This window comes from Clostridium sp. AM34-11AC (assembly GCF_003435375.1).
Classification (GTDB): Bacteria; Bacillota; Clostridia; order Lachnospirales; family Lachnospiraceae; genus Pilosibacter; species Pilosibacter fragilis.
In genome coordinates this window covers 1-19,532 of sequence record NZ_QWGL01000012.1, presented here as the reverse complement: position 1 = coordinate 19,532, position 19,532 = coordinate 1, and the positions used below count along the sequence as shown (strand labels likewise).

At 50.3% G+C, this 19,532-nt stretch carries 16 protein-coding genes and 1 tRNA gene; 12 read left to right on the top strand and 5 right to left on the bottom strand.

Annotated features, from left to right (window positions below; all coding sequences use genetic code 11):
• The first annotated feature begins 88 nt into the window (after positions 1-88).
• Positions 89-1,036: a GTP-binding protein gene (locus DW826_RS08990; protein WP_343220242.1), complete on the top strand. Its 948-nt coding sequence runs from the start codon at positions 89-91 to the stop codon at positions 1,034-1,036.
• A 239-nt stretch (positions 1,037-1,275) separates the two neighbouring features.
• On the opposite strand, the gene DW826_RS08980 is transcribed toward DW826_RS08990, so the two are convergent.
• The gene (locus tag DW826_RS08980) at positions 1,276-2,787 is read right to left on the bottom strand and encodes a polysaccharide deacetylase (protein WP_242994070.1); all 1,512 of its coding nucleotides are present in this window, start codon (positions 2,785-2,787) and stop codon (positions 1,276-1,278) included.
• A 407-nt stretch (positions 2,788-3,194) separates the two neighbouring features.
• Here DW826_RS08980 and DW826_RS08975 point away from each other — a divergent pair, with 407 nt between their 5' ends.
• Positions 3,195-4,340 carry a D-alanyl-D-alanine carboxypeptidase family protein gene (locus DW826_RS08975; protein WP_242990564.1) on the top strand — a complete coding sequence of 382 codons (1,146 nt, stop codon included), beginning with the start codon at positions 3,195-3,197 and terminating at the stop codon, positions 4,338-4,340.
• A gap of 200 nt (positions 4,341-4,540) precedes the next feature.
• Here the strand turns inward: DW826_RS08975 and DW826_RS08970 are convergent, their stop codons facing one another.
• Entirely contained in the window at positions 4,541-5,539 is a 999-nt protein-coding gene (locus DW826_RS08970; RefSeq protein WP_117470690.1) for an ABC transporter substrate-binding protein, read from the bottom strand.
• A gap of 277 nt (positions 5,540-5,816) precedes the next feature.
• On the opposite strand from DW826_RS08970, the gene DW826_RS08965 reads away from it, so the two are divergent.
• Complete coding sequence (locus DW826_RS08965) at positions 5,817-7,127, top strand: O-acetylhomoserine aminocarboxypropyltransferase/cysteine synthase family protein (protein WP_015553500.1); 1,311 nt, start codon at positions 5,817-5,819, stop codon at positions 7,125-7,127.
• 301 nt (positions 7,128-7,428) lie between these two features.
• Here the strand turns inward: DW826_RS08965 and DW826_RS08960 are convergent, their stop codons facing one another.
• Positions 7,429-7,908 (bottom strand): Rrf2 family transcriptional regulator, encoded by a 480-nt coding sequence (locus DW826_RS08960; RefSeq protein WP_021904784.1) that lies wholly within the window; start codon positions 7,906-7,908, stop codon positions 7,429-7,431.
• Positions 7,909-8,226: 318 nt separating this feature from the next.
• Between DW826_RS08960 and DW826_RS08955 the strand changes: the two genes are divergently transcribed.
• Together DW826_RS08955 and DW826_RS08950 are read left to right on the top strand one after the other, a co-directional pair.
• A complete protein-coding gene (locus tag DW826_RS08955; protein WP_117470689.1) occupies positions 8,227-8,751 on the top strand; it encodes an adenine phosphoribosyltransferase in 525 nt (174 codons plus the stop codon).
• A gap of 230 nt (positions 8,752-8,981) precedes the next feature.
• Complete coding sequence (locus tag DW826_RS08950; RefSeq protein ID WP_181968033.1) at positions 8,982-9,212, top strand: hypothetical protein; 231 nt, start codon at positions 8,982-8,984, stop codon at positions 9,210-9,212.
• Here DW826_RS08950 and DW826_RS08945 read toward each other — a convergent pair whose 3' ends face one another.
• Positions 9,213-10,796: an oligosaccharide flippase family protein gene (locus tag DW826_RS08945; protein ID WP_117552555.1), complete on the bottom strand. Its 1,584-nt coding sequence runs from the start codon at positions 10,794-10,796 to the stop codon at positions 9,213-9,215.
• 313 nt (positions 10,797-11,109) lie between these two features.
• Here DW826_RS08945 and nifS point away from each other — a divergent pair, with 313 nt between their 5' ends.
• The 6 genes from nifS to DW826_RS08915 all read left to right on the top strand — a co-directional run bounded on the left by nifS (position 11,110) and on the right by DW826_RS08915 (position 16,440).
• Positions 11,110-12,294 (top strand): cysteine desulfurase NifS, encoded by a 1,185-nt coding sequence (nifS, locus tag DW826_RS08940; RefSeq protein WP_117552554.1) that lies wholly within the window; start codon positions 11,110-11,112, stop codon positions 12,292-12,294.
• 11 nt (positions 12,295-12,305) lie between these two features.
• Positions 12,306-12,746 carry a Fe-S cluster assembly scaffold protein NifU gene (nifU, locus tag DW826_RS08935; RefSeq protein WP_015553494.1) on the top strand — a complete coding sequence of 147 codons (441 nt, stop codon included), beginning with the start codon at positions 12,306-12,308 and terminating at the stop codon, positions 12,744-12,746.
• Positions 12,746-13,822, top strand: coding sequence for a tRNA 2-thiouridine(34) synthase MnmA (mnmA, locus tag DW826_RS08930; protein WP_117552553.1), 1,077 nt, complete (start codon positions 12,746-12,748; stop codon positions 13,820-13,822). The genes nifU and mnmA overlap by 1 nt, the downstream gene beginning before the upstream one ends.
• Entirely contained in the window at positions 13,819-14,886 is a 1,068-nt protein-coding gene (locus tag DW826_RS08925; protein WP_242994069.1) for an N-acetylmuramoyl-L-alanine amidase, read from the top strand. The genes mnmA and DW826_RS08925 overlap by 4 nt, the downstream gene beginning before the upstream one ends.
• Before the next feature lie 151 nt (positions 14,887-15,037).
• Positions 15,038-15,127: transfer RNA gene (locus DW826_RS08920), tRNA-Ser, on the top strand.
• Between the two features lie 299 nt (positions 15,128-15,426).
• On the top strand, positions 15,427-16,440 hold the full coding sequence (locus DW826_RS08915) for a GH25 family lysozyme (protein ID WP_117552551.1): 1,014 nt from the start codon (positions 15,427-15,429) through the stop codon (positions 16,438-16,440).
• Between the two features lie 426 nt (positions 16,441-16,866).
• On the opposite strand, the gene DW826_RS08910 is transcribed toward DW826_RS08915, so the two are convergent.
• The gene (locus DW826_RS08910) at positions 16,867-17,433 is read right to left on the bottom strand and encodes a prolyl-tRNA synthetase associated domain-containing protein (protein ID WP_117552550.1); all 567 of its coding nucleotides are present in this window, start codon (positions 17,431-17,433) and stop codon (positions 16,867-16,869) included.
• 299 nt (positions 17,434-17,732) lie between these two features.
• On the opposite strand from DW826_RS08910, the gene rlmD reads away from it, so the two are divergent.
• Positions 17,733-19,283 (top strand): 23S rRNA (uracil(1939)-C(5))-methyltransferase RlmD, encoded by a 1,551-nt coding sequence (gene rlmD, locus DW826_RS08905; RefSeq protein ID WP_117552549.1) that lies wholly within the window; start codon positions 17,733-17,735, stop codon positions 19,281-19,283.
• Positions 19,284-19,532 lie beyond the last annotated feature (249 nt).

Genomic DNA, 19,532 nt, shown 5'->3' with positions numbered 1-19,532 from the left:
GCCAGATCTGCAGAACCTGTTCAGTGGCAGTTCCTGTCTGCGCAAGACGTGGGCAGGAACCATTTTATATAATTAGGAGAATAAGACAGTGAAACAGCAGGAAAAAATGCCGGTATTTGTCATCAACGGCTTTCTGGAAGCGGGAAAGACCCAGTTCATCACAAATACTTTACAGCAGGACTATTTCCAGGCCGACGGTACGACCGTTCTGATCCTCTGCGAGGAAGGCGATACGGAGTACGATAAGGAAATCTTAAAGAAAACAAGAACAAAGATCGTTACCGTGGAAGATATCTCCGAGATGGACGAGGATTTCTACGGACGGATCGAGGCATTATATGACCCGGCCCGCGTGCTCATCGAGTGGAACGGAATGTGGCCGCAGGATCAGCTGCAGCTCCCGGATACCTGGGAACTCTTCCAGCAGATCACGATCATCGATGGCTCCACCTTCGAGCTCTATTTAAGCAACATGAAGCCGCTCTTAGCGCTCCTTGTAAAGCGCTCCGAGCTTGTGATCATGAACCGCTGCGATGAAGTCAGCGATGAGAACATCACCCGCTACCGCCGCGGCTTAAAGGCTTTAAACCCGCAGGCAGAGCTGATCTTCGAGGACGCGGAAGGCGAGATCGAGCAGGAGGTTCTGGAAGAGGATCTTCCGTACGACATGAAGGCAGATGTGATCAAGATCGATCCGAAGGATTACGGCATCTGGTACATCGACGCCATGGATAAGCAGGACCGCTACGAGGGAAAAGTTGTGGAGTTCACCGGTATGGTATTAAAATCCCCGGAATTCCCGAAGAACTATTTCGTTCCGGGCCGAATGGCGATGACATGCTGCGAGGCAGATATGACATTTTTAGGATTTATCTGCAAGGCGCGTGAGGCGAGAAACCTTGAGACAAAGCAGTGGGTCAAGGTCCGTGCGAAGATCGCATACGAGTTCTGGCCGGACTACGACGGTGTCGGTCCGGTGCTCTACGCCGAGAGCGTGGAACCGGCGCAGGAGATCAAGGATATTGTGCAGTTCTAAATGAAGATTTCAGCTGAAAAACAGAAAATGCAGAATAATACCGGGTACGCTGGATGGAAAAACTGTCCAGCGTATTTTGATTTTCTCGAATTCCGAAGAAGCTGCCGTTGGCAGGCTCTGCGGGTTCCCATGTATTCAGAAGGGACTTCCAGTGAAAGCTTTAGCGGATATAAACAAAAGAAACGGACTTCATGAGCCATATGAGATATGACTTTTGAAGTCCGTTTTTAATTCCAGGTCTAATTCATCGGTGCCACCGGAACCGGCCGTTCGCGGTCGAAGACCTGGGTCACATCGAAGAGGTCGCTTAAGTGGTCTTTTTCCGGATTCGTCTCCGGCAGGTCGTAGTACATGCGGTAGCCGTCCAGGTTCCGGCGTCCCTGGCGGAGATAGTCAGATCCAAACTGTACCCAGTACTGGCTGGAGTCTACATTGCAGAAGTAGCGGAAGCCCAGCTCATGGAGATATGCGTATTTTTCATTTTCCATTGTGTACGGATGCCAGTCGCCAACATCTGATCCGAATGGGTAGAGCAGGATATCCGTCTTTCCGATCAGGGATTCCACCCTGGAGGCCCACTTATCGGAGTCCGTCTTCACATCCTCAAAGGAGCGTTTCCCGAAATTGATATGTCCCCAGCTGTGGGAGGCGAGCTCCCAGCCGTTGTCCCTGAGACACTGTGCCACCTGGCGGACCGTCTCTTTATCGGCTTCATAATTTGGGTTAGAACTCTCATAGGACGGATCCGTCCGGTATCCCAGAACGCCCTGATATCCGGTAAACGCCAGGACCGCCCGGGCACCCCGGTAGGAAAAATCAGGGTGTTCCGTGATAAAGTCCTCAAGGAGCGGCACGAGATCATAAGAGCCCACCGACACGGAGCCGTCATCCATCACCATCTCGCAGGTCGGCTTTCCGTTCTCACCCACGATCATCCGGCTTGCGAAACCATCACCGTCCATATACTCGTAATAGCAGAGGTCATCCTGGGACATGACGAAAGGAATCTTTCCAGGCGGCAGCATAATATCTCCCGCCACCATCTTCGTATTGCCGTTTTCGTCCGTCACCTCGTGGGCAATATCGTGGAGCTTTACGAGAACATATCCTTTCTCGTACATGGAATCCAGGATCTTTAAAAATTCGCTCTTCGTGGTCATCACCTGGTTGTAGCCCTTGGAATCCGCGTCCCCGTCGAAGGCTTTGGAGTTATCCATGATCAGGGAGTGGAAGAACACATGGGTGATCTTGTTTACATCCGCCCGGACGAGTGTGGATTTTGTCTCCTCGCAGGCGGCGAGAAGCTCCTTCACATCGGAATTCTCCGCGTAATCCGGGTTGGAGTTTAAGATCTCGATGGCAGCATCGTAGTCGTAGGTGACGAATTTTGCGTGAGCGCTGTTTAAAATCCCATCCAGGGCAGTATCGCCTGTATTGTAGGCGGCAGCCGGTGCGGCAGCTTCCTGTGACTCCGGAGAAGCGTCTTCTCCGGATCCGCTCTCCGCAAGTGAAACAGTCGTTTTATCATCTCCGGACGGATCGGATTCCGCCGAAGATTCAGAAGTGTTGTTTTTCAACTGTGTGGATAAGTGGCCTCCTTTTTTAAAGAGGAGCAGTCCGCCGATTCCCAGGAGAAGAACTCCGAGAACGATCAGCAGTATCGTAATATGAACTGTCTGCCGCCGTTTCCGCAGCTTTTCGCGGCTTGAAATATATGCGCGGCGCCTTTCAAAATCATTATTGTATTCCAAAATATCACCTCGTAATTTAATTCGTAACCGCCGTCCTTTGTCAGACAGAACAACGGATAAAATTCTGTATTTATTACTTCTATCATAGCACAACCCCATGTCCGACGCTACGAGAAATAGAAAAATTAAGCATTTTGTAAGCAGTGACATAAAGGGGGATGTCCGGGCCATATTTTATAAGGAGAAAACTGGCTGAGAACATGAAAAGCGTGCCGCAGGGCGGAATAAAATGGCGTCCGGGCGGAGAAATTTTATGGAACAGCAGGCAGGTCGGGAGCAGAAATATGAGAGTGGGAAAAAGAATCATTTGTGGGATCATGGCCGGAATCCTGTTCATGGTGGAACCGGTGAGCGGATACGGGATGATGAGGGAAGGGACATGGAAAAAGGATATAAGAAATCAGATCATGGAAATACAGCAGATGCAGCCGGAGCTGACGCCGTACACCGGCCCAGAGATCACGGCTCCGTCCGCAATCCTCATGGAGGCATCCACGGGGACCGTGATCTGCGAGAAAAACGCGGATGAGCCGAGAAATCCCGCCAGTGTCACAAAGATCATGACGCTGATCCTGATCTTCGACGCCCTGCAGTCAGGGAAGATCCGTCTGACAGACGAGGTGGTGACAAGCGCCCACGCGAAATCCATGGGCGGATCCCAGGTGTTCCTGGAGGAGGGCGAGATCCAGACAGTGGAAACTCTGATTAAGTGCATCGTCATCGCCTCCGGCAACGACGCGTCGGTGGCAATGGCTGAGTTTATCGGAGGCGATGAGGGGACTTTTGTGAAGATGATGAATGAGCGGGCGAAAGGCCTGGGGATGGAGCACACGAAGTTCATTGACTGCTGTGGACTCACGGATTCCCCGGAACATGTGACTACGGCGAGGGACATCGCGCTGATGTCCAGGGAACTTATCACAAAATACCCGCAGATCACAAACTATACGACGATCTGGATGGAGAATATCACCCATGTGACGAAGCAGGGGACAAAGGAGTTCGGTCTCTCCAACACAAATAAGCTCTTAAAGATGGCGACGAATTTCGAGGTGACGGGGCTGAAAACAGGTTCCACCAGTATCGCAAAATACTGTCTCTCCGCCACAGCAAAAAAGGACGGCGTGGAGCTTATCGCCGCGATCATGGCGGCACCGGACTTCAAGGCGAGATTTAAGGACGCGGTGACACTCTTAAATTACGGGTACGGAAACTGCCGACTCTATAAAGATGAGACGCCGCCGGAGCTTCCGAAACTCTCCGTGACAGGCGGAAAAGAGCCGGAGGTGGAACTTTCCTACGGCGAGACCTTTACATATCTGGGACTCCACGGCGAGGACTTTTCCGGCGTGGAGCGGGAACTGATGCTGGAAGAGAGCGCAAAGGCCCCGGTAAAGGCGGGAGACCAGCTTGGAACGCTGCGCTACCGGTTTAATGGGGAGGAGATCGGAAACATCCCTGTCATTGCGGCCCGGGATGTGGATCCCGCGGGATTTTCTGACTATGTGAAGTGGATGATGGGGTGGTGGAGAATGAGAGGAGAGGAAGTATAAAAATATCGGAGAGATCTGAATTTAAATGATTAGTAACCTCAGTACCTTCATAGTTACAAGCAAAAATCCATTCCAGATCGGTTGCGCCGATGGGATTTTTGCCTTCCAGCTTATGTTTTCTTACGGTCAGCGCAGCAAGTGCGCAGACCTGCTGAACAGTTACAATGATTAAAAAAATTCAGATCTCTCCGATTAAAAAGTTATTTCTCTGCGGCTGCCTTCGCAAACTCCGTATTCACAAGATCCTCATAAGGAACCCGCGTGTCAAGCTCGCCGGCTTCCTCCAGAATGTTCTCGAGAAGTTCAAAGCTTTCCTTCTCAAAGACCGTATTTTCTTTCCAGGTATCCTGCTCTTTGTAGCGGTCCACGATGATCGCGATCTTTTCGGTGTCGGTCTCCTTAAACTGCGGTTTGATCGTCTCGGCAATCTCCTCGGCGGAGTGGGTGTTCACGTAGTCGAGGCCTTTCTGGATCGCGTTTGTGAATTTCTGGATGATCTCCGGGTGCTTTTCGATATAGCTCTTCTTGGCACTGTAGGCCGTGTAGGGCACATAGCCGGAATCTTTTCCGAGGGATGCGACTACATAGCCGTTTCCTTCCTGCTCCAGGGCAGTGGCGAAGGGCTCAAACTCGACGGTGTAGTCGGAATCATTGCTGGTGAACGCCGCCGCGGTGAGACCGAAGCTGATGCTCTGGTCGATGGAGAGATCCTTTGTGGGATCGATGCCGTTCTTCTTTAAGATATACTCAAAGACCATCTGGGGCATGCCGCCGGCACGGCCGCCTAAAACTTTCTTCCCAATGAGGTTTTCCCACTTGAAATCAGCTTCCGGTGTCCGTCCAACGAGGAAGTTCCCAGCCCGCTGGGTGAGCTGGGCGAAGTTTACGGCGTAGTCATCATCGCCCTGGATATAAGTATAGATACTCGCCTCAGATCCCATGAAACCGATGTCCGCATCCCCGGATACCAGGGCTGTCATGACCTTGTCAGCCCCTGCACCGTTTACCAGTGTCAGGTCGATTCCCTCCTCCTCAAAATACCCCAGCTCGATGGCGGCATACTGGGGGGCGTAGAAGATGGAGTGGGCAACCTCATTTAAAGTCACGGGAGTTAAGGAGGATTCCGCGTTCTTTTTACACCCGGTGAGCAGAGCCGCCGCCGTAAACACAAAAAGAACCGGTGCCAGAAATTTTCTCATAATACCAAAAGACCTCTCTTTGCGATCGTTCTATATGTTCAGTGTATGAGAAATGCCGGAAAGGGTGCAAAAGATCATGATTCCTGCGGTGCCTTGACGCAGCATAAAGCAATAGGAAAAACCTATAGCAAACCTTGAGTACATCCAATTAGACAGATTTTCCAACATATGGTACTATTACCTTGCAACCAGATAGGATGGTTGGTAAATGAAAATTAGAAATTTTTCGGGAATGAAATGCGATGTCCCGATCCGGAATAAGAGGAGGAAAATCACTATGGCAAAGAAAACAAGAGCAGAGAGAAACTTCAAATTTGAGACATTACAGCTTCATGTAGGACAGGAGCAGCCGGATCCGGTGACAGACGCGAGAGCGGTTCCGATCTACCAGACCTCTTCCTATGTATTCAGAAACTGCGAGCATGCGGCAGCACGTTTCGGACTCACAGACGCAGGAAATATCTACGGCAGGCTGACAAACCCGACCGAGGATGTATTTGAGAAGAGGATCGCAGCATTGGAGGGCGGCGTTGCGGCACTGGCAGTTGCCTCCGGCGCGGCAGCAGCAACCTATGTATTCCAGAACCTTGCTCATGCAGGTGATCACATCGTCGCAGCAAAGAACATCTACGGCGGAACATACAACCTTTTAGCACACACACTTCCGGAGTACGGCGTGACAGCAACCTTCGTTGATCCGTTCAACTACGAGGAGGTAGAGAATGCGATCCAGGAGAATACAAAAGCGATCCATGTTGAGACACTTGGAAACCCGAACTCCGATGTCGTTGATATCGAGAAGCTGGCTTCCATCGCCCACGCACATAAGATCCCGCTGGTTGTTGACAACACATTCGCAACTCCGTACCTTGTAAGACCGATCGAGTACGGCGCAGATATCGTATTCCATTCCGCGACAAAATTCATCGGCGGCCACGGAACCACGATCGGCGGTGTGATCATTGACAGCGGCAACTTTGACTGGGAAGCAAGCGGAAAGTTCCCGTCCTTAGTTGAGCCGAACCCGAGCTACCACGGTGTAAGCTTCGTAAAGGCAGCAGGAAGAGCAGCATTCGTTACAAAGATCCGTGCGATCTTACTTCGTGATACAGGAGCAACGATCTCCCCGTTTCACGCATTCATTTTCTTGCAGGGACTCGAGACACTGTCTCTCCGTGTAGAGCGCCATGTACAGAACGCCTTGAAGGTCGTTGAGTACTTAAACAACCATCCGCTTGTAGAAAAAGTAAACCATCCGTCCGTATCCGATGATCCGGAACAGCAGAGACTCTACAAGAAATACTTCCCGAACGGCGGCGGCTCCATCTTCACCTTCGAGATCAAAGGCGGCGCAGAGGCAGCGAAGAAGTTTATCGATAACCTCGAACTCTTCTCCTTACTTGCAAATGTTGCTGACGTGAAGTCTCTCGTGATCCATCCGGCATCTACGACCCACTCCCAGTTAAACGACGAGGAGTTGGCGGATCAGGGCATCAAGCAGAACACGATCCGTCTCTCCATCGGTACAGAGAACATCGACGACATCATCGAGGATCTGGACGAGGCGTTTAAGACATTACAGGAATAATCCCCCAACAGTTCAGCTGTGCGTCGAGCTGTGCTGGAAAAAATCCCCCTCAATTAACGAACGAATACAGGACAGCGGTCACTGCGTAGCGATATGTGTGACCGCTGTCCTGTTGTTGGACGGAAGTGGAATATATGTGGATGCCATGCTGCCGTCCCCAATATATAAATCTGTAACGGTCTGTGCCGTTGAACAGGCACAGAAAAAGCTTCGTAAGAAACTGCCTTAAGACAATTTTTTTGCGAAGCTTTTTGTTTCGACATATAAAATACAATATAAAAAAGTCACAAAGCCGCAGATTTTATGACTGACACGGACCCTTCACACTGTTTAAGATCTCCTCAGCTGCCAGTCTGTGCTTTTCCTCCAGCTCATGCTTCTGATCCAGGATCGTCTGGATCGTGATTCCGTCTAAGTAGTCCATGATGACGCGGTTTAGGCCTTCCCAGACCGGGAGTGTGTCGCAGGCGGAGCAGCGCTCGCAGGGGTTTGGAGTGTGCTCGAGGCAGGAGACCGGGGCGAGGCTGCCTTCAGTGGTCTGTAAGATCGCACCGACGGTACACTCCGACGGGGATTTTGCGAGTTTGTATCCGCCCTGGTAGCCGCGGGTGGTGGAGAGCATTCCGGTCTTGTTTAAGAGTGGAACGATCTGCTCTAAATATTTTTTTGAGAGACCCTGGCGGGCGGCGATGTCCTTTAAGGAGATAAAGCCATCGTCGGCATGTTCAGCCAGGTCGATGACCATGCGCAGTGCATAACGACCTTTTGTAGATATTTTCATGATTATTTCACCAATTTCAACAGTGATCTGACAAGATGTGAGATGTTCAGATCATTGGACTTCCTAAAAAATGTTATAACTGTGCCGATAAGGAACAATTTTGCGATATTATTCTGCAGAAATGCGCTCAGAGGGCATCTGCAGATGAAACAAACAAAGATTCCGCTCATCATGCGGAATCTGGAACTGCTCTGATTATACTACAAAAAAGGTAGGTATTCAACCGACGTTTTGCTTTTTCTCATGGTTGCCAGAAAAAAATACATGTGATAAAATAGAAGCAATCGTGGACCGAATCAGAAAGGAACTATAAATACTATGAAAAAGCTGGAAGAGTATGTAATAAGCATCCCGGATTTCCCGGAGCCGGGGATTATTTTCCGTGATATCACTTCAATTTTACAGGATCCGGATGGATTAAAGCTGGCGATCGATTCTCTCCTTGAGATGGTAAAAGACGTAGATTTCGATGTGGTCGTTGGAGCGGAGTCCAGAGGATTTATTTTTGGAACACCGGTTGCTTACGCGATGGGAAAAGCCTTTGTTCCGGCGAGAAAACCGGGAAAGCTTCCGAGAGAGACCGTTTCTATGGAGTACGCCTTGGAGTACGGCACAGGAACCATCGAGCTCCACAAGGATTCCGTCAAGCCGGGCCAGAAGGTCGTGATCATCGATGACCTGATCGCGACAGGCGGAACCGTGGAAGCAATCGCAAAGCTTGTGGAAGAGCTTGGCGGAGAGGTCGTTAAGATCTGTTTTGTGATGGAGCTTGCGGGATTAAAGGGAAGAGATAAACTGCAGAAATATGATGTGGATTCTGCGATCATTTACGAGGGGAAATAAGCTCGTCAGACAGGTTTGAGAGAACATGGCAGCAATGCCGGGAAAGTAAAAAGGTAATGCCGCCAGGGAACGCTAAAAAAGCGGTCTGGCGGCATTTTTACGTCACTGGGCATCCGGAAGAAACTGCCTGTGGCGATGATACAAGGCGGAAAGTGAGAACCAGAAGGTACCGACGAAATGTTTCACGGCTTCTGGAATGCCTGTTACCGTAAATAGAAAAGAGGATAAAAATGAGAGAGATCATATTTAAAATGGAACGTCCGGGCCTTGTGGAGGTCGGACAGGAGGTGGACGTCAGCGAGTCCATCACGCCGGTCAATGTGAACTACATGATCGAGCCGGCAGTGGCGATGTCGGGATTGTTCCGGTTTACGGAGAGACTGAAGAGCAAAAAGGGCATCGTGAAGGATATTATCCAGAATGACCGCGGGTATTATGTGACGGTGGAATTCGACGAGTGATCATGTAGCGGCCGGACTCTGTTTTCTGTGAAAAAGCAGCAGAAACAGGAGATACATGGTGGATAAAAGAAGTATCTGCACTGCAGTCCGGAAAAAATCCGGGAGTCCTGCCGGAAGCGGAAGCGTTTCCGGAAAGAGCCGGAAGAGCCACAGGGCGCAAAGCAGGCAGAAAACAGGCTTTCCGATCAATATCCATGCGTTCCAGTCACATGGGACGATCCTTCGGAGCGCCAGAATATGGAGCAGGGCTAAAAGCATCTCACTCGCAAGCATCCCCCAGAGGCATGCGCGGATCCCAAACTCCGGGATCCCGAACCACACGAAGGCGATGCGGATGAGAAGTGAGACCAGGTGATGGAAAAACGTGAGTTTCGTCTTTCCGAGCCCATTTAAAATGCTGCCGGATGAGGTGGCGAGATAGAGAAACGGGCAGAGCCAGGCGAGGATCTGAATGAAGGATCCGGCGTCCTGGCTTTTAAATATCTGTAAGCCCAGCGCATCTCCGAAGACTGTGAAGACCCCGATGCAAAAAATTCCGAGATAAAGGCTGTATCGGAAGGACATGGAGATCCCGGCGGCAATTCCGGAGTCGTTTCCGGCGGACTGGTGCCTCGCAGTGGCGGGCAGCAGGACCACAGCCAGGGAGTTTACCAGGGCCGATGGAAAGAGGACAAAAGGCATCGCCATGCCTGTGAGAGTTCCATATGTACTGACGGCCTGGGAACGGGTGAGTCCGTAGACGGTCAGGCGCTCCGGGATCATGATCGTCTCCGTGCTTTGCAAAAGGTTCAGGATGAGACGGTTTGCCATGAGTGGGGCAGCGAGGGCCAGGAGGGCGGACATGGGAGAGAACAGATTGCCAGAGAGATCCGAAATTCGTTCGGAATTCCTGAAAAGCGGATTTTTTATGGAACTTTGGCCAATCCTGCAGGGTCTGCCTGTATTTTCGTGAAATTCATGAAATAAAAGAAAAAATATCAGCACAAACAACGCCGATCCGGCTTCCCCGGCAACCAGCCCGAATACGGCAAGTGACACTGTGACCGGAATCTGTTTTTCGATGCAGACAGACACCAGCAGAAATACCGTAAAGATCCGGATCGTCTGCTCAAAAAGCTGGGCGGCCGCAGGGACGGAGACTTTTTCTTTTCCGTAATAGTACCCGCATATGCAGGCATGGACAGAGGTACACGGAATCGCGAAGGCCATGACGGAGAGCAGCGGGGCACACCGCGGTTCCATGAGGACATGTTCCGCAAGAGGGTCCGAGAAGTGCCGGATCACAAAGGCGGCGGCCAGAGACATGGCGAAGGATAAAGAAAAGCCAGAGAGCAGCGTCCGCTTCGCATGGTCCGGGTCCGCTGCGGTAAAGCGGGAGATGGCGGTCTGGATCGACCCGGCGCAGAGGGAGAAAAAGATTCCGTAGACTGGGAAGATCATCTGGTAGATTCCGAGTCCCTCCGCACCGATCGTCCGGGAGAGAAAGATCCGGTAGAAAAAGCCGAGGACCCGGGAAAGAAGTCCGGCGGCGGTGAGTAGAATGGTTCCAGTGATCAGTGGGTGAGTTTTATGGGATAAAGGCATGGGCAGCTCCGTTGAGGCAGAAGGATTCTGTTATATATATGTGGAAATAAGAGATGGATATGACGGCCGAAACCGCTGAAAATACGGGGATTTCCTAAATACTTAGCGAGTTACTGTGTATTTCTGAAAAAACATAAGATTACCGGTTGAAATTCCCAACCGGTTTCGTATATAATGTAGGATATCTGTGGCCTGTCCGCGCCTTTTTGGGAGCTGACTTTCGGGTCATGGCATAAAATAAATGGTAACAGTTCAGCCTTGCGGCGGTATAACAGCAAGACTGGATGATCAAGCTTTACAGAAAGGCGGAACAATGAAGAAAGTAATCTATCTCGACAATGCGGCTACGACAAAGGTACGTCCGGAAGTCGTGGAAGCCATGCTGCCGTTTTATACAGAATATTACGGAAACCCTTCCGCGGTATATGAGTTTTCCACCCCGTGCAAGGAAGCCCTCGCAAAAGCAAGAGAGACTGTAGCAAACGCTCTCGGCGCAAAGGACAATGAGATCTACTTCACAAATGGCGGTTCCGAGTCCGACAACTGGGCTCTGATCGCGACTGCGGAGGCTTACGCGTCCAAAGGAAAACACATCATCACAACAAAGATCGAGCACCACGCGATCCTTCACACCTGTGAGTATCTCGAGAAGCGCGGCTATGAGATCACCTACCTCCCGGTAGACGAGTACGGCTCCGTTTCCATCGACGAGTTGAAGAAAGCGATCCGCCCGGATACGATCCTGATCTCTGTGATGTTCGCCAACAACGAGATCGGAACGATCCAGCCGATCAGGGAGATCGGTGAGATCGCCCATGAGAACGGGATCATCTTCCACACAGACGCGGTTCAGGCATTCTGCCATGAGCCGATCAATGTGGATGAGTACCATATCGACATGTTAAGCGCCAGTGGCCACAAGTTCCACGGACCGAAGGGAGTCGGCTTCCTCTACATCAGAAAAGGCTTAAAGCTCCGCTCCTTCATCCATGGCGGTGCCCAGGAGAGAAAACGCCGTGCCGGAACTGAGAATGTGCCGGGAATCGTCGGTCTCGGGAAAGCTGTCGAGATCGCGATGGCAGAGCTTGAGAACAATAAAAAGAAAGAGACAGAGCTCCGTGATTATATGATCGGCCGTGTCATGGACGAGATCCCATACACACGTTTAAATGGTCACCGCACGAACCGTCTCTCCAACAACGCAAACTTCGCGTTCCAGTTCATCGAGGGTGAGTCCTTACTCATCATGCTGGACATGGACGGAATCTGCGGATCCAGCGGCTCCGCATGCACATCCGGTTCCCTGGACCCGTCCCATGTGCTCTTAGCCATCGGACTTCCGCACGAGATCGCGCACGGATCCTTACGTCTTACCTTAAGCGAGGAGACAACGAAGGAAGAGATCGACTATACTGTAGACTGCCTTAAGAAGATCGTGGAGAAGCTTCGCGCAATGTCCCCACTCTATGAGGATTTCATTAAGAAGAACAGAAAGTAAGAGGAAAAATAATGTATTCAGAGAAAGTAATGGACCATTTCCAGCACCCAAGAAACATGGGAGAAATTGAGGACGCCAGCGGCGTAGGTACTGTCGGAAACGCAAAATGCGGCGATATCATGAGAATCTATCTCGATATCGATGACGAGAGCCACATCATCCGTGACTGCAAGTTCAAAACCTTCGGCTGCGGCGCTGCAGTTGCTACAAGCAGCATGGCGACAGAGATGGTAATGGGAAAGACGATCGAGGAAGCGATGGAAGTAACCAATAAGGCAGTTATGGAAGCACTTGACGGACTTCCGCCGGTAAAGGTTCACTGCTCCCTGCTTGCAGAGGAAGCGATCCATGCAGCACTCTGGGATTATGCAGAAAAGCACCATATCGAGATCAAAGGCTTACAGAAGCCAGTGTCCGATATCAGTGAGCATGAAGAGGACGAGGAATATTAATGAAGAAAAAAGTCGTGGTAGGAATGTCCGGAGGCGTGGATTCATCGGTTGCTGCCTGCCTTTTGAAGGAACAGGGATACGACGTGATCGGGGTCACCATGCAGATCTGGCAGGAAGAGGATTCCTGTACGGTTGAGGAAAACGGCGGATGCTGCGGACTCAGTGCGGTGGAGGATGCGAGACGTGTCGCGTGGACCCTTGGAATTCCCTACTATGTTATGAACTTCCGGAAAGAATTCCAGAAGAATGTCATTGATTATTTTGTTGCGGAGTATCTGCACGGACGGACACCGAATCCGTGCATTGCCTGCAACCGCTATGTAAAATGGGAGGCACTTTTGGAGCGCAGCCTGGAGATCGGTGCTGATTATATTGCGACCGGTCACTATGCCCGGATCAGCCAGCTGCCGAACGGACGTTACACGATCCGCAATTCCGTGACGGCGGCGAAGGACCAGACCTACGCGCTCTACAACCTGACCCAGTTCCAGCTTTCCAAGACGTTGATGCCCATCGGTGATTACGCGAAGGATGAGGTGCGAAAGATCGCCGAGGACCGTGGTCTCACTGTGGCAAAGAAGAAGGACAGCATGGAGATCTGCTTTGTGCCGGATAACGATTATGCCGGATTTATCGAGCGCGAGGCGTCCGATGTTCCGGGATACGGAAACTTTGTGGACAAAAACGGCGTGATCCTCGGAAAACATAAGGGAATCACCCACTACACCGTCGGACAGAGAAAGGGCTTGAACCTTGCGATGGGACATCCGGTGTTTGTCACAGGGATCCGTCCGGAGACCAACGAGGTCGTCATCGGCGAGGGAAATGATGTGTTTTCCGATCATCTGATCTGCAGGGATGTGAACTGGATGGCGATCGACGGTCTTCATGGAGAGGAGAAAGAGGTTCTCGCGAAGATCCGCTACAGCCACAAGGGATCCCCTTGTATCATCAGGGAACTCCCGGATGGAACGGTGGAGTGCCAGTTTAAGGAACCGCAGCGTGCGATTACGCCGGGACAGGCAGTTGTATTTTATGAGGATGAATGCGTAGTCGGAGGAGGAACGATCCTATGAGCAGGATGAAAAAGGGAAACGGACTCCTCCGATTCCTTGTTTCTGCGGTCTTTTTCGCGCTGGTGCTTACCGGATGCAATGGGACGAGGAAATATGAGGCGGTGGATCTGAGCAGTGAGACGGCGTCTGAAATGTCCGAGAATGGTGCAGACCTTGCGGCAGAAAGCACGGATACAGGATCTTCCGGATCCGGGGATGCGGACGTGCAGGTGCTCGGAGAAGCTGCCGGGGAACCGCTAAGCGCAGATCCAGAGGGTGGTGATGTGGCTTCTGAGAGTTCAGAACTGGCGGAAGCAGCTTCAGAATCAGAAGAACTGTCCTCAGAGATGTCCGAGGCAGAGAGCGTTGAGGCCGCGAGAGAGGCGGCTGCGGCGGCGTACACAGCGGCTGCGAGCGATGATGCTGAGACTGCGCCGGAGATCCCGTTTAACGGTCACACCGTTGCCATCGACGCGGGACATCAGGCAAAGGCGAACACCTCAAAAGAGCCTATCGGCCCGTCCTCCACGACCATGAAGGCAAAGATGCCGGAAGGCGCGGTGGGGACATCCAGCGGAGTCCCGGAGTACGAGGTGACGCTGACAGTGGCGAAAAAGCTGGAAAAAGAGCTTATAAACCGCGGCTATCATGTCGTCATGATCCGCACGAGCCATGATGTGAATATGAGCAGCGCGGAGCGGTCTGTGGCGGCAAACAAGAGCGGAGCGGATATCCTGATCCGTCTTCATGCCGATTCTATGGATAACTCCAGCGTCTACGGCGCACTGTCCACCTGCATGACGGCCCAGAATCCTTATAACGCCAGTCTTCACGACAAGAGCTATAATCTTTCCAAGAAGATCGTTGACACCGTCTGCGGCACCACAGGCACGAAAAACCGCGGTGTCCAGGAGACGGACAGCTCCTCCGATATCAACTGGTGCGAGATTCCGGTCTGTGTGTTTGAAATGGGATTTTTAAGCAATCCTGATGAGGATACCTGGCTGCAGGATGACGGCTACCAGGGGAAAATCGCGAGCGGGATCGCCGGAGCAGTGGATGCTTATTTTGCGGAGGGGAATTAGTGGATTGATGCCTGCTATCTTCGTGTTTTCATGTGCATGAAAACCGACGCAAGAGCAAACTGGTGAAAATTATTTTGTGATTTCTCTATACAAATCTCAAAAAATATGTATAATAATATATAGTCTGCCTTTTTAAAGAGGCAGACATCCTGGAGACGTAGCGAAGCGGCCGTAACGCGGCGCACTCGAAATGCGTTTATCGGTTCATCCCGGTACGAGGGTTCGAATCCCTCCGTCTCCGCTCCGGAACCCTTGGTTTTCAAGGGTTCTTTTGTTTTTGCGGCACAGGGAAGGCTGTCCGGAAACTGGCGACTTTTATCCTGGACGAAATTTTGCCACAAAGTCTTAGAGGTGTGACAACGAAAATGTAAGAAGTTCTTAATAAAAAAAGAGGGAAATTGTAGTATACTTGTGAAGACTTAAAGAAAACTGTTTGTAGTCGTTCAGCATCTTTATAGTTACAACGGTTTCTTGTGCAGTTTTGAAGATGGAAAATATTTAAGAAATAAAACACGGGCAGAAAAGAAAGGCGGGATCAGAATGTTTCAGAAAAAATTTCGATATATGGCAGCAGTCCTCGCGGCGCTAATGATCACACAGGGCAGTTTTACCGCGTTTGCGGATGAGATCGGACCAGGTTATGATGAGCAGAATAAGGCATCCACGGATACCAGTGTAACGGATCCTGCAAATGCATGGAAAAAGGTAAATGGTGTTTATGTGGATAATAATGGAAAAACAATAGAGGGAGCGCTTCTCCGCGGCATCAGTGTTGCAAAATGGCAGGGAGATATCGACTGGGCGAAGGTTGCGGCAGATGATATATCATTCGCCTTTATTAAGATGATGTCTTACGGATATGAGGGTGGTTACACCATGGATCCGAATTATGAGAAAAATATGAAGGGTGCTTTGGACAACGGAGTTCAGGCAGCTCCGTATGTTTATCTTCAGACGAAAACTGTGGAGGAAGCGAAGGCGGCTGCAAAATATGCTGTAGAAAAAGTATCCGGATACAATGTAAAGTACCCGATCGCTGTGGATGTAGAGTCAAAATATATCCTGGAGCTTTCGGTCCAGGAACTCACGGATGTGGTAAACGCATTCTGTGATACGATCGTTGCGGCAGGCTACACACCGATCGTCTACAGTGACTACAGCAAATTTACGACCGAGATGGACACAAAGCAGATCCACTATGATATCTGGCTTGCGAGATACGGCGCGGACGGTACATACGAAGGCCGCACGATCTGGCAGTGTACGGATAAGGGACATGTAAATGGAATCAACGGAAATGTATGCCTGGAATTCGCCTACAAGGATTACGCTCCGAAAGCCACTAAGGGAACCGCGGTGGATACCGGTGAGTGGAAGAATGAGAGCGGCAAATGGTACTTCTACCGTGACGGCGGAAGAATGAGCGGCTGGATCAATCCGGATGGATACTGGTATTATCTGGATCCGTCTGAGTTAGGTGCTATGGTGACAGGCACGACGATGACGATCGATGGCGTCGGCTATACGTTTGATGCGAATGGTGTGATGCAGTAAAACCGGAGCTTCCGGGGAACGGGCGGCAGATCAGCACATTTTGGATACTGACGGCCGGGAAAATGGTACGTTTTCTGCGGAAATGCGCAGTGAGCGGATAAAGGTTTCAGGATAGAATAAAGGATAAAAAAGAAGAACGGGGACGCGGTCTCTTGATGAGATCTGCGTTCCTGTTCTTCTTTTTGTAGATATACATTTAAAGTAACTGTTCAGTAGGTCTGCGCACTTGCTGCGCTGACCGTAAGAAAACATAGGCTGGAAGGCAAAAATCCCATCAGCGAAGCTGATCTGGAATGGATTTTTGCACGTAACTATGAAGGTACTGAATAGTTACCATTTAAAAATAATTCCTGTTAATGGATTCTACAGGTGACTTTAGCGTGTGGGAAAACTGGTACTTACGATGATTGGTGGAAAACGCTGTTTTTATTCCTCCCATGGAAGATCCACGATCGTCGGCTCGTGATGAACAGCCGGGAGAAATTTCTCCATGATATCGGACGTTTTGAGCTTCATGCTTGTGGTGTTGATACACGGATGGCAGCCGAAATATTCGTCCTTTAAGACGTCAGAATCGATCAGAAGCTTTACATGGTTCTCCGGGTCATTCATGAGTCCCATGATGCTGACAGATCCGGGAGTCAGGCCGAGATATTCCTTCATATGGTCATCGTCCGCAAAAGAAAGTCTCGCGGAACCGATCTGTTTGGAGAGAACCTTCGTCTTGAATTTCTTATGTCCAGGCATCAGGAGAAGGTAGAATTTCGTCTTCTGGGCGTTGCAGAGGAAGAGGTTCTTGCAGATATGGATCCCAAGGACTTCGTCGGCACCGTTGCATGCGTCGATGGTGAATGCGGCCTCATGGTCAAAGCGCATGTAGGGAATATTTAAGGAGTCCAGGAGATCGTAGGTGCGGATTTCGGTCTCGATTCGTCCAGTGACGTCCTTCGGGCGTCCGGATTCGGCAACAGGGGTATTGGATTCATTATTCATGATTTGTTTTTCGGCAGTGTCTGGAGTGTCCAGATGCTGCGTCCTTTCTTGAAAATGTGAGGAACAGTTACAACTGGTTTTACTGATGCTTTGCATTCTAAGCCGGCAAAATCTGCATGTATCATGCGGTATTTCAGCTCAGAAAATGCCCAACTGTGTATAACGGCCGGAATTGTCCCAGATAAAAAGTTTCAGTGGAATATTCCGGGAAAAAACGCTATACTTTATGTGTTATTATAATCATCCGCATTCCGGGAATCAAGCGGAATGTTTCAGATAAGAATGGAGAAATATTTATTATGGAATACAGGGAAAAGAAGTTTAAAAGTGGCGGTGATAAGGGAAAGAAGAACTGGAAGAAAGAGAACGCTGGCAGAAACGGGAATAATGGAAGAGATGTGAACGGGAAGACCGAAAGAAATAGCGGAAGAAAAGAAACGCAGAATTTCGTCAGCGGTACAGAGAAAAGAAACGGAAGAAACTACGGAAATCAGGATAAAAGTGTAGAAAAAAAGCTGGGATACATTGATGAAAAATTAGAAAAGAAGTATGGCGGAGCATGGAATCATACAGGGGAGAAAAACATGAACGCTGGTGATAAAAAGAAGGCGGTATCCGCAGCGAAACGCCAGGATGACCGCAAAACAGCACATGTTCGAGGAAAAAATGCATCTGTCCAGGCAGAAGCAAAAACAGAGCGGAAAAAATCCCTCTGTCCACATTTCAAGACCTGTGGCGGCTGTCAGTATCTGGATATGCCATATGAGAAGCAGTTAGAGCACAAAAAGAAAGAGGTTTCTGATCTTCTCCGCCCGTTCTGCAGGGTTGAGGAGATCATCGGCATGGACGACCCGTTCCATTACCGGAACAAGGTCCATGCAGTCATGGCCCGCGACAGGAAAGGCCGTATCATCTCCGGCGTATACAAAGAGGGAACCCACACGGTTCTCCCGGTGGAGACATGCCTGATCGAGAACAAAAAGGCGGATGAGATCATCGGAACGATCCGTGAACTTCTTCCATCCTTCAAAATGAAGGTATTCGATGAGGATACCGGATACGGCTTCCTGCGCCATGTCCTGGTGCGCACCGCCCATGCCACAGGGGAGATCATGGTAGTCCTGATTACCGCATCCCCAGTGTTCCCGTCGAAGAACAACTTCGTGAAGGCGCTCCGAAAGATTCACCCGGAGATCACGACCGTAGTGCAGAATGTGAATGGACGTGACACCAGCATGGTCCTTGGGGAAAAGGAACATGTGCTTTACGGACCTGGATTTATTGTCGATGTCCTCTGTGGCAAGAAATTCCGGATCTCCTCAAAATCCTTCTACCAGATCAACCCGGTTCAGACGGAGAAACTCTACAACCTGGCGATCGAGGCAGCAGGACTCACCGGAAAAGAGACCGTTGTTGACGCCTACTGCGGAATCGGAACCATCGGAATCGTCGCAGCGTCTGCCGCGAAGGAAGTCATTGGCGTCGAGTTAAACAAGGATGCCGTCCGGGATGCCGTAACAAACGCGAAGGCAAACGGCGAGAAAAACATCCGCTTCTACAACAACGATGCCGGAAAATTCATGGTCCAGATGGCCTCCCAGAACGCTCATGCCGATGTGGTATTTATGGATCCGCCGAGAAGCGGAAGCACAGAAGAATTCATGGATGCTGTAGCGATCTTGAATCCGGACCGCGTGGTCTATGTGTCCTGCAATCCAGAGACGCTGGCGAGAGATCTGGCGTATTTTAAGAAGAAAGGGTATAGGGCGGAGAAGGCATGGGCTGTGGACCAGTTCCCGGCCACCAGCCATGTGGAGACTGTGGTAGGACTACACAGAAAGGATATGTAGAAATCCTTGAATTTACGCACTTTGTAGAGTTTTTCAGCTTCAACAGGATTGCTGAAAATCACAAGGAAAAAGAGCTTGTGAGGAAGGTAACGGTTGTTGTGGCATTAGACCTCGGTTGTGGGAACACAAATAATTCTGAATATGAAAGTAAATAGAGAACTATCAGATATGTTGATAGAACGTAGGGATACTTGAAAGAGTGTCCCTATTTTTTACTTTATAGGAAAGACCGCCTGCGGCGCTCTCTTG

Excerpts from the sequence above, each read along its gene's own strand:
- DW826_RS08975 (WP_242990564.1), top strand. The coding sequence starts at position 3,195 with ATGGAAATACAGCAGATGCAGCCGGAGCTGACGCCGTACACCGGCCCA.
- DW826_RS08970 (WP_117470690.1), bottom strand. The coding sequence starts at position 5,539 with ATGAGAAAATTTCTGGCACCGGTTCTTTTTGTGTTTACGGCGGCGGCT.
- DW826_RS08965 (WP_015553500.1), top strand. The coding sequence starts at position 5,817 with ATGGCAAAGAAAACAAGAGCAGAGAGAAACTTCAAATTTGAGACATTA.
- DW826_RS08960 (WP_021904784.1), bottom strand. The coding sequence starts at position 7,908 with ATGAAAATATCTACAAAAGGTCGTTATGCACTGCGCATGGTCATCGAC.
- DW826_RS08955 (WP_117470689.1), top strand. The coding sequence starts at position 8,227 with ATGAAAAAGCTGGAAGAGTATGTAATAAGCATCCCGGATTTCCCGGAG.
- DW826_RS08950 (WP_181968033.1), top strand. The coding sequence starts at position 8,982 with ATGAGAGAGATCATATTTAAAATGGAACGTCCGGGCCTTGTGGAGGTC.
- DW826_RS08945 (WP_117552555.1), bottom strand. The coding sequence starts at position 10,796 with ATGCCTTTATCCCATAAAACTCACCCACTGATCACTGGAACCATTCTA.
- nifS (WP_117552554.1), top strand. The coding sequence starts at position 11,110 with ATGAAGAAAGTAATCTATCTCGACAATGCGGCTACGACAAAGGTACGT.
- nifU (WP_015553494.1), top strand. The coding sequence starts at position 12,306 with ATGTATTCAGAGAAAGTAATGGACCATTTCCAGCACCCAAGAAACATG.
- mnmA (WP_117552553.1), top strand. The coding sequence starts at position 12,746 with ATGAAGAAAAAAGTCGTGGTAGGAATGTCCGGAGGCGTGGATTCATCG.
- DW826_RS08925 (WP_242994069.1), top strand. The coding sequence starts at position 13,819 with ATGAGCAGGATGAAAAAGGGAAACGGACTCCTCCGATTCCTTGTTTCT.
- DW826_RS08915 (WP_117552551.1), top strand. The coding sequence starts at position 15,427 with ATGTTTCAGAAAAAATTTCGATATATGGCAGCAGTCCTCGCGGCGCTA.
- DW826_RS08910 (WP_117552550.1), bottom strand. The coding sequence starts at position 17,433 with ATGAATAATGAATCCAATACCCCTGTTGCCGAATCCGGACGCCCGAAG.
- rlmD (WP_117552549.1), top strand. The coding sequence starts at position 17,733 with ATGGAATACAGGGAAAAGAAGTTTAAAAGTGGCGGTGATAAGGGAAAG.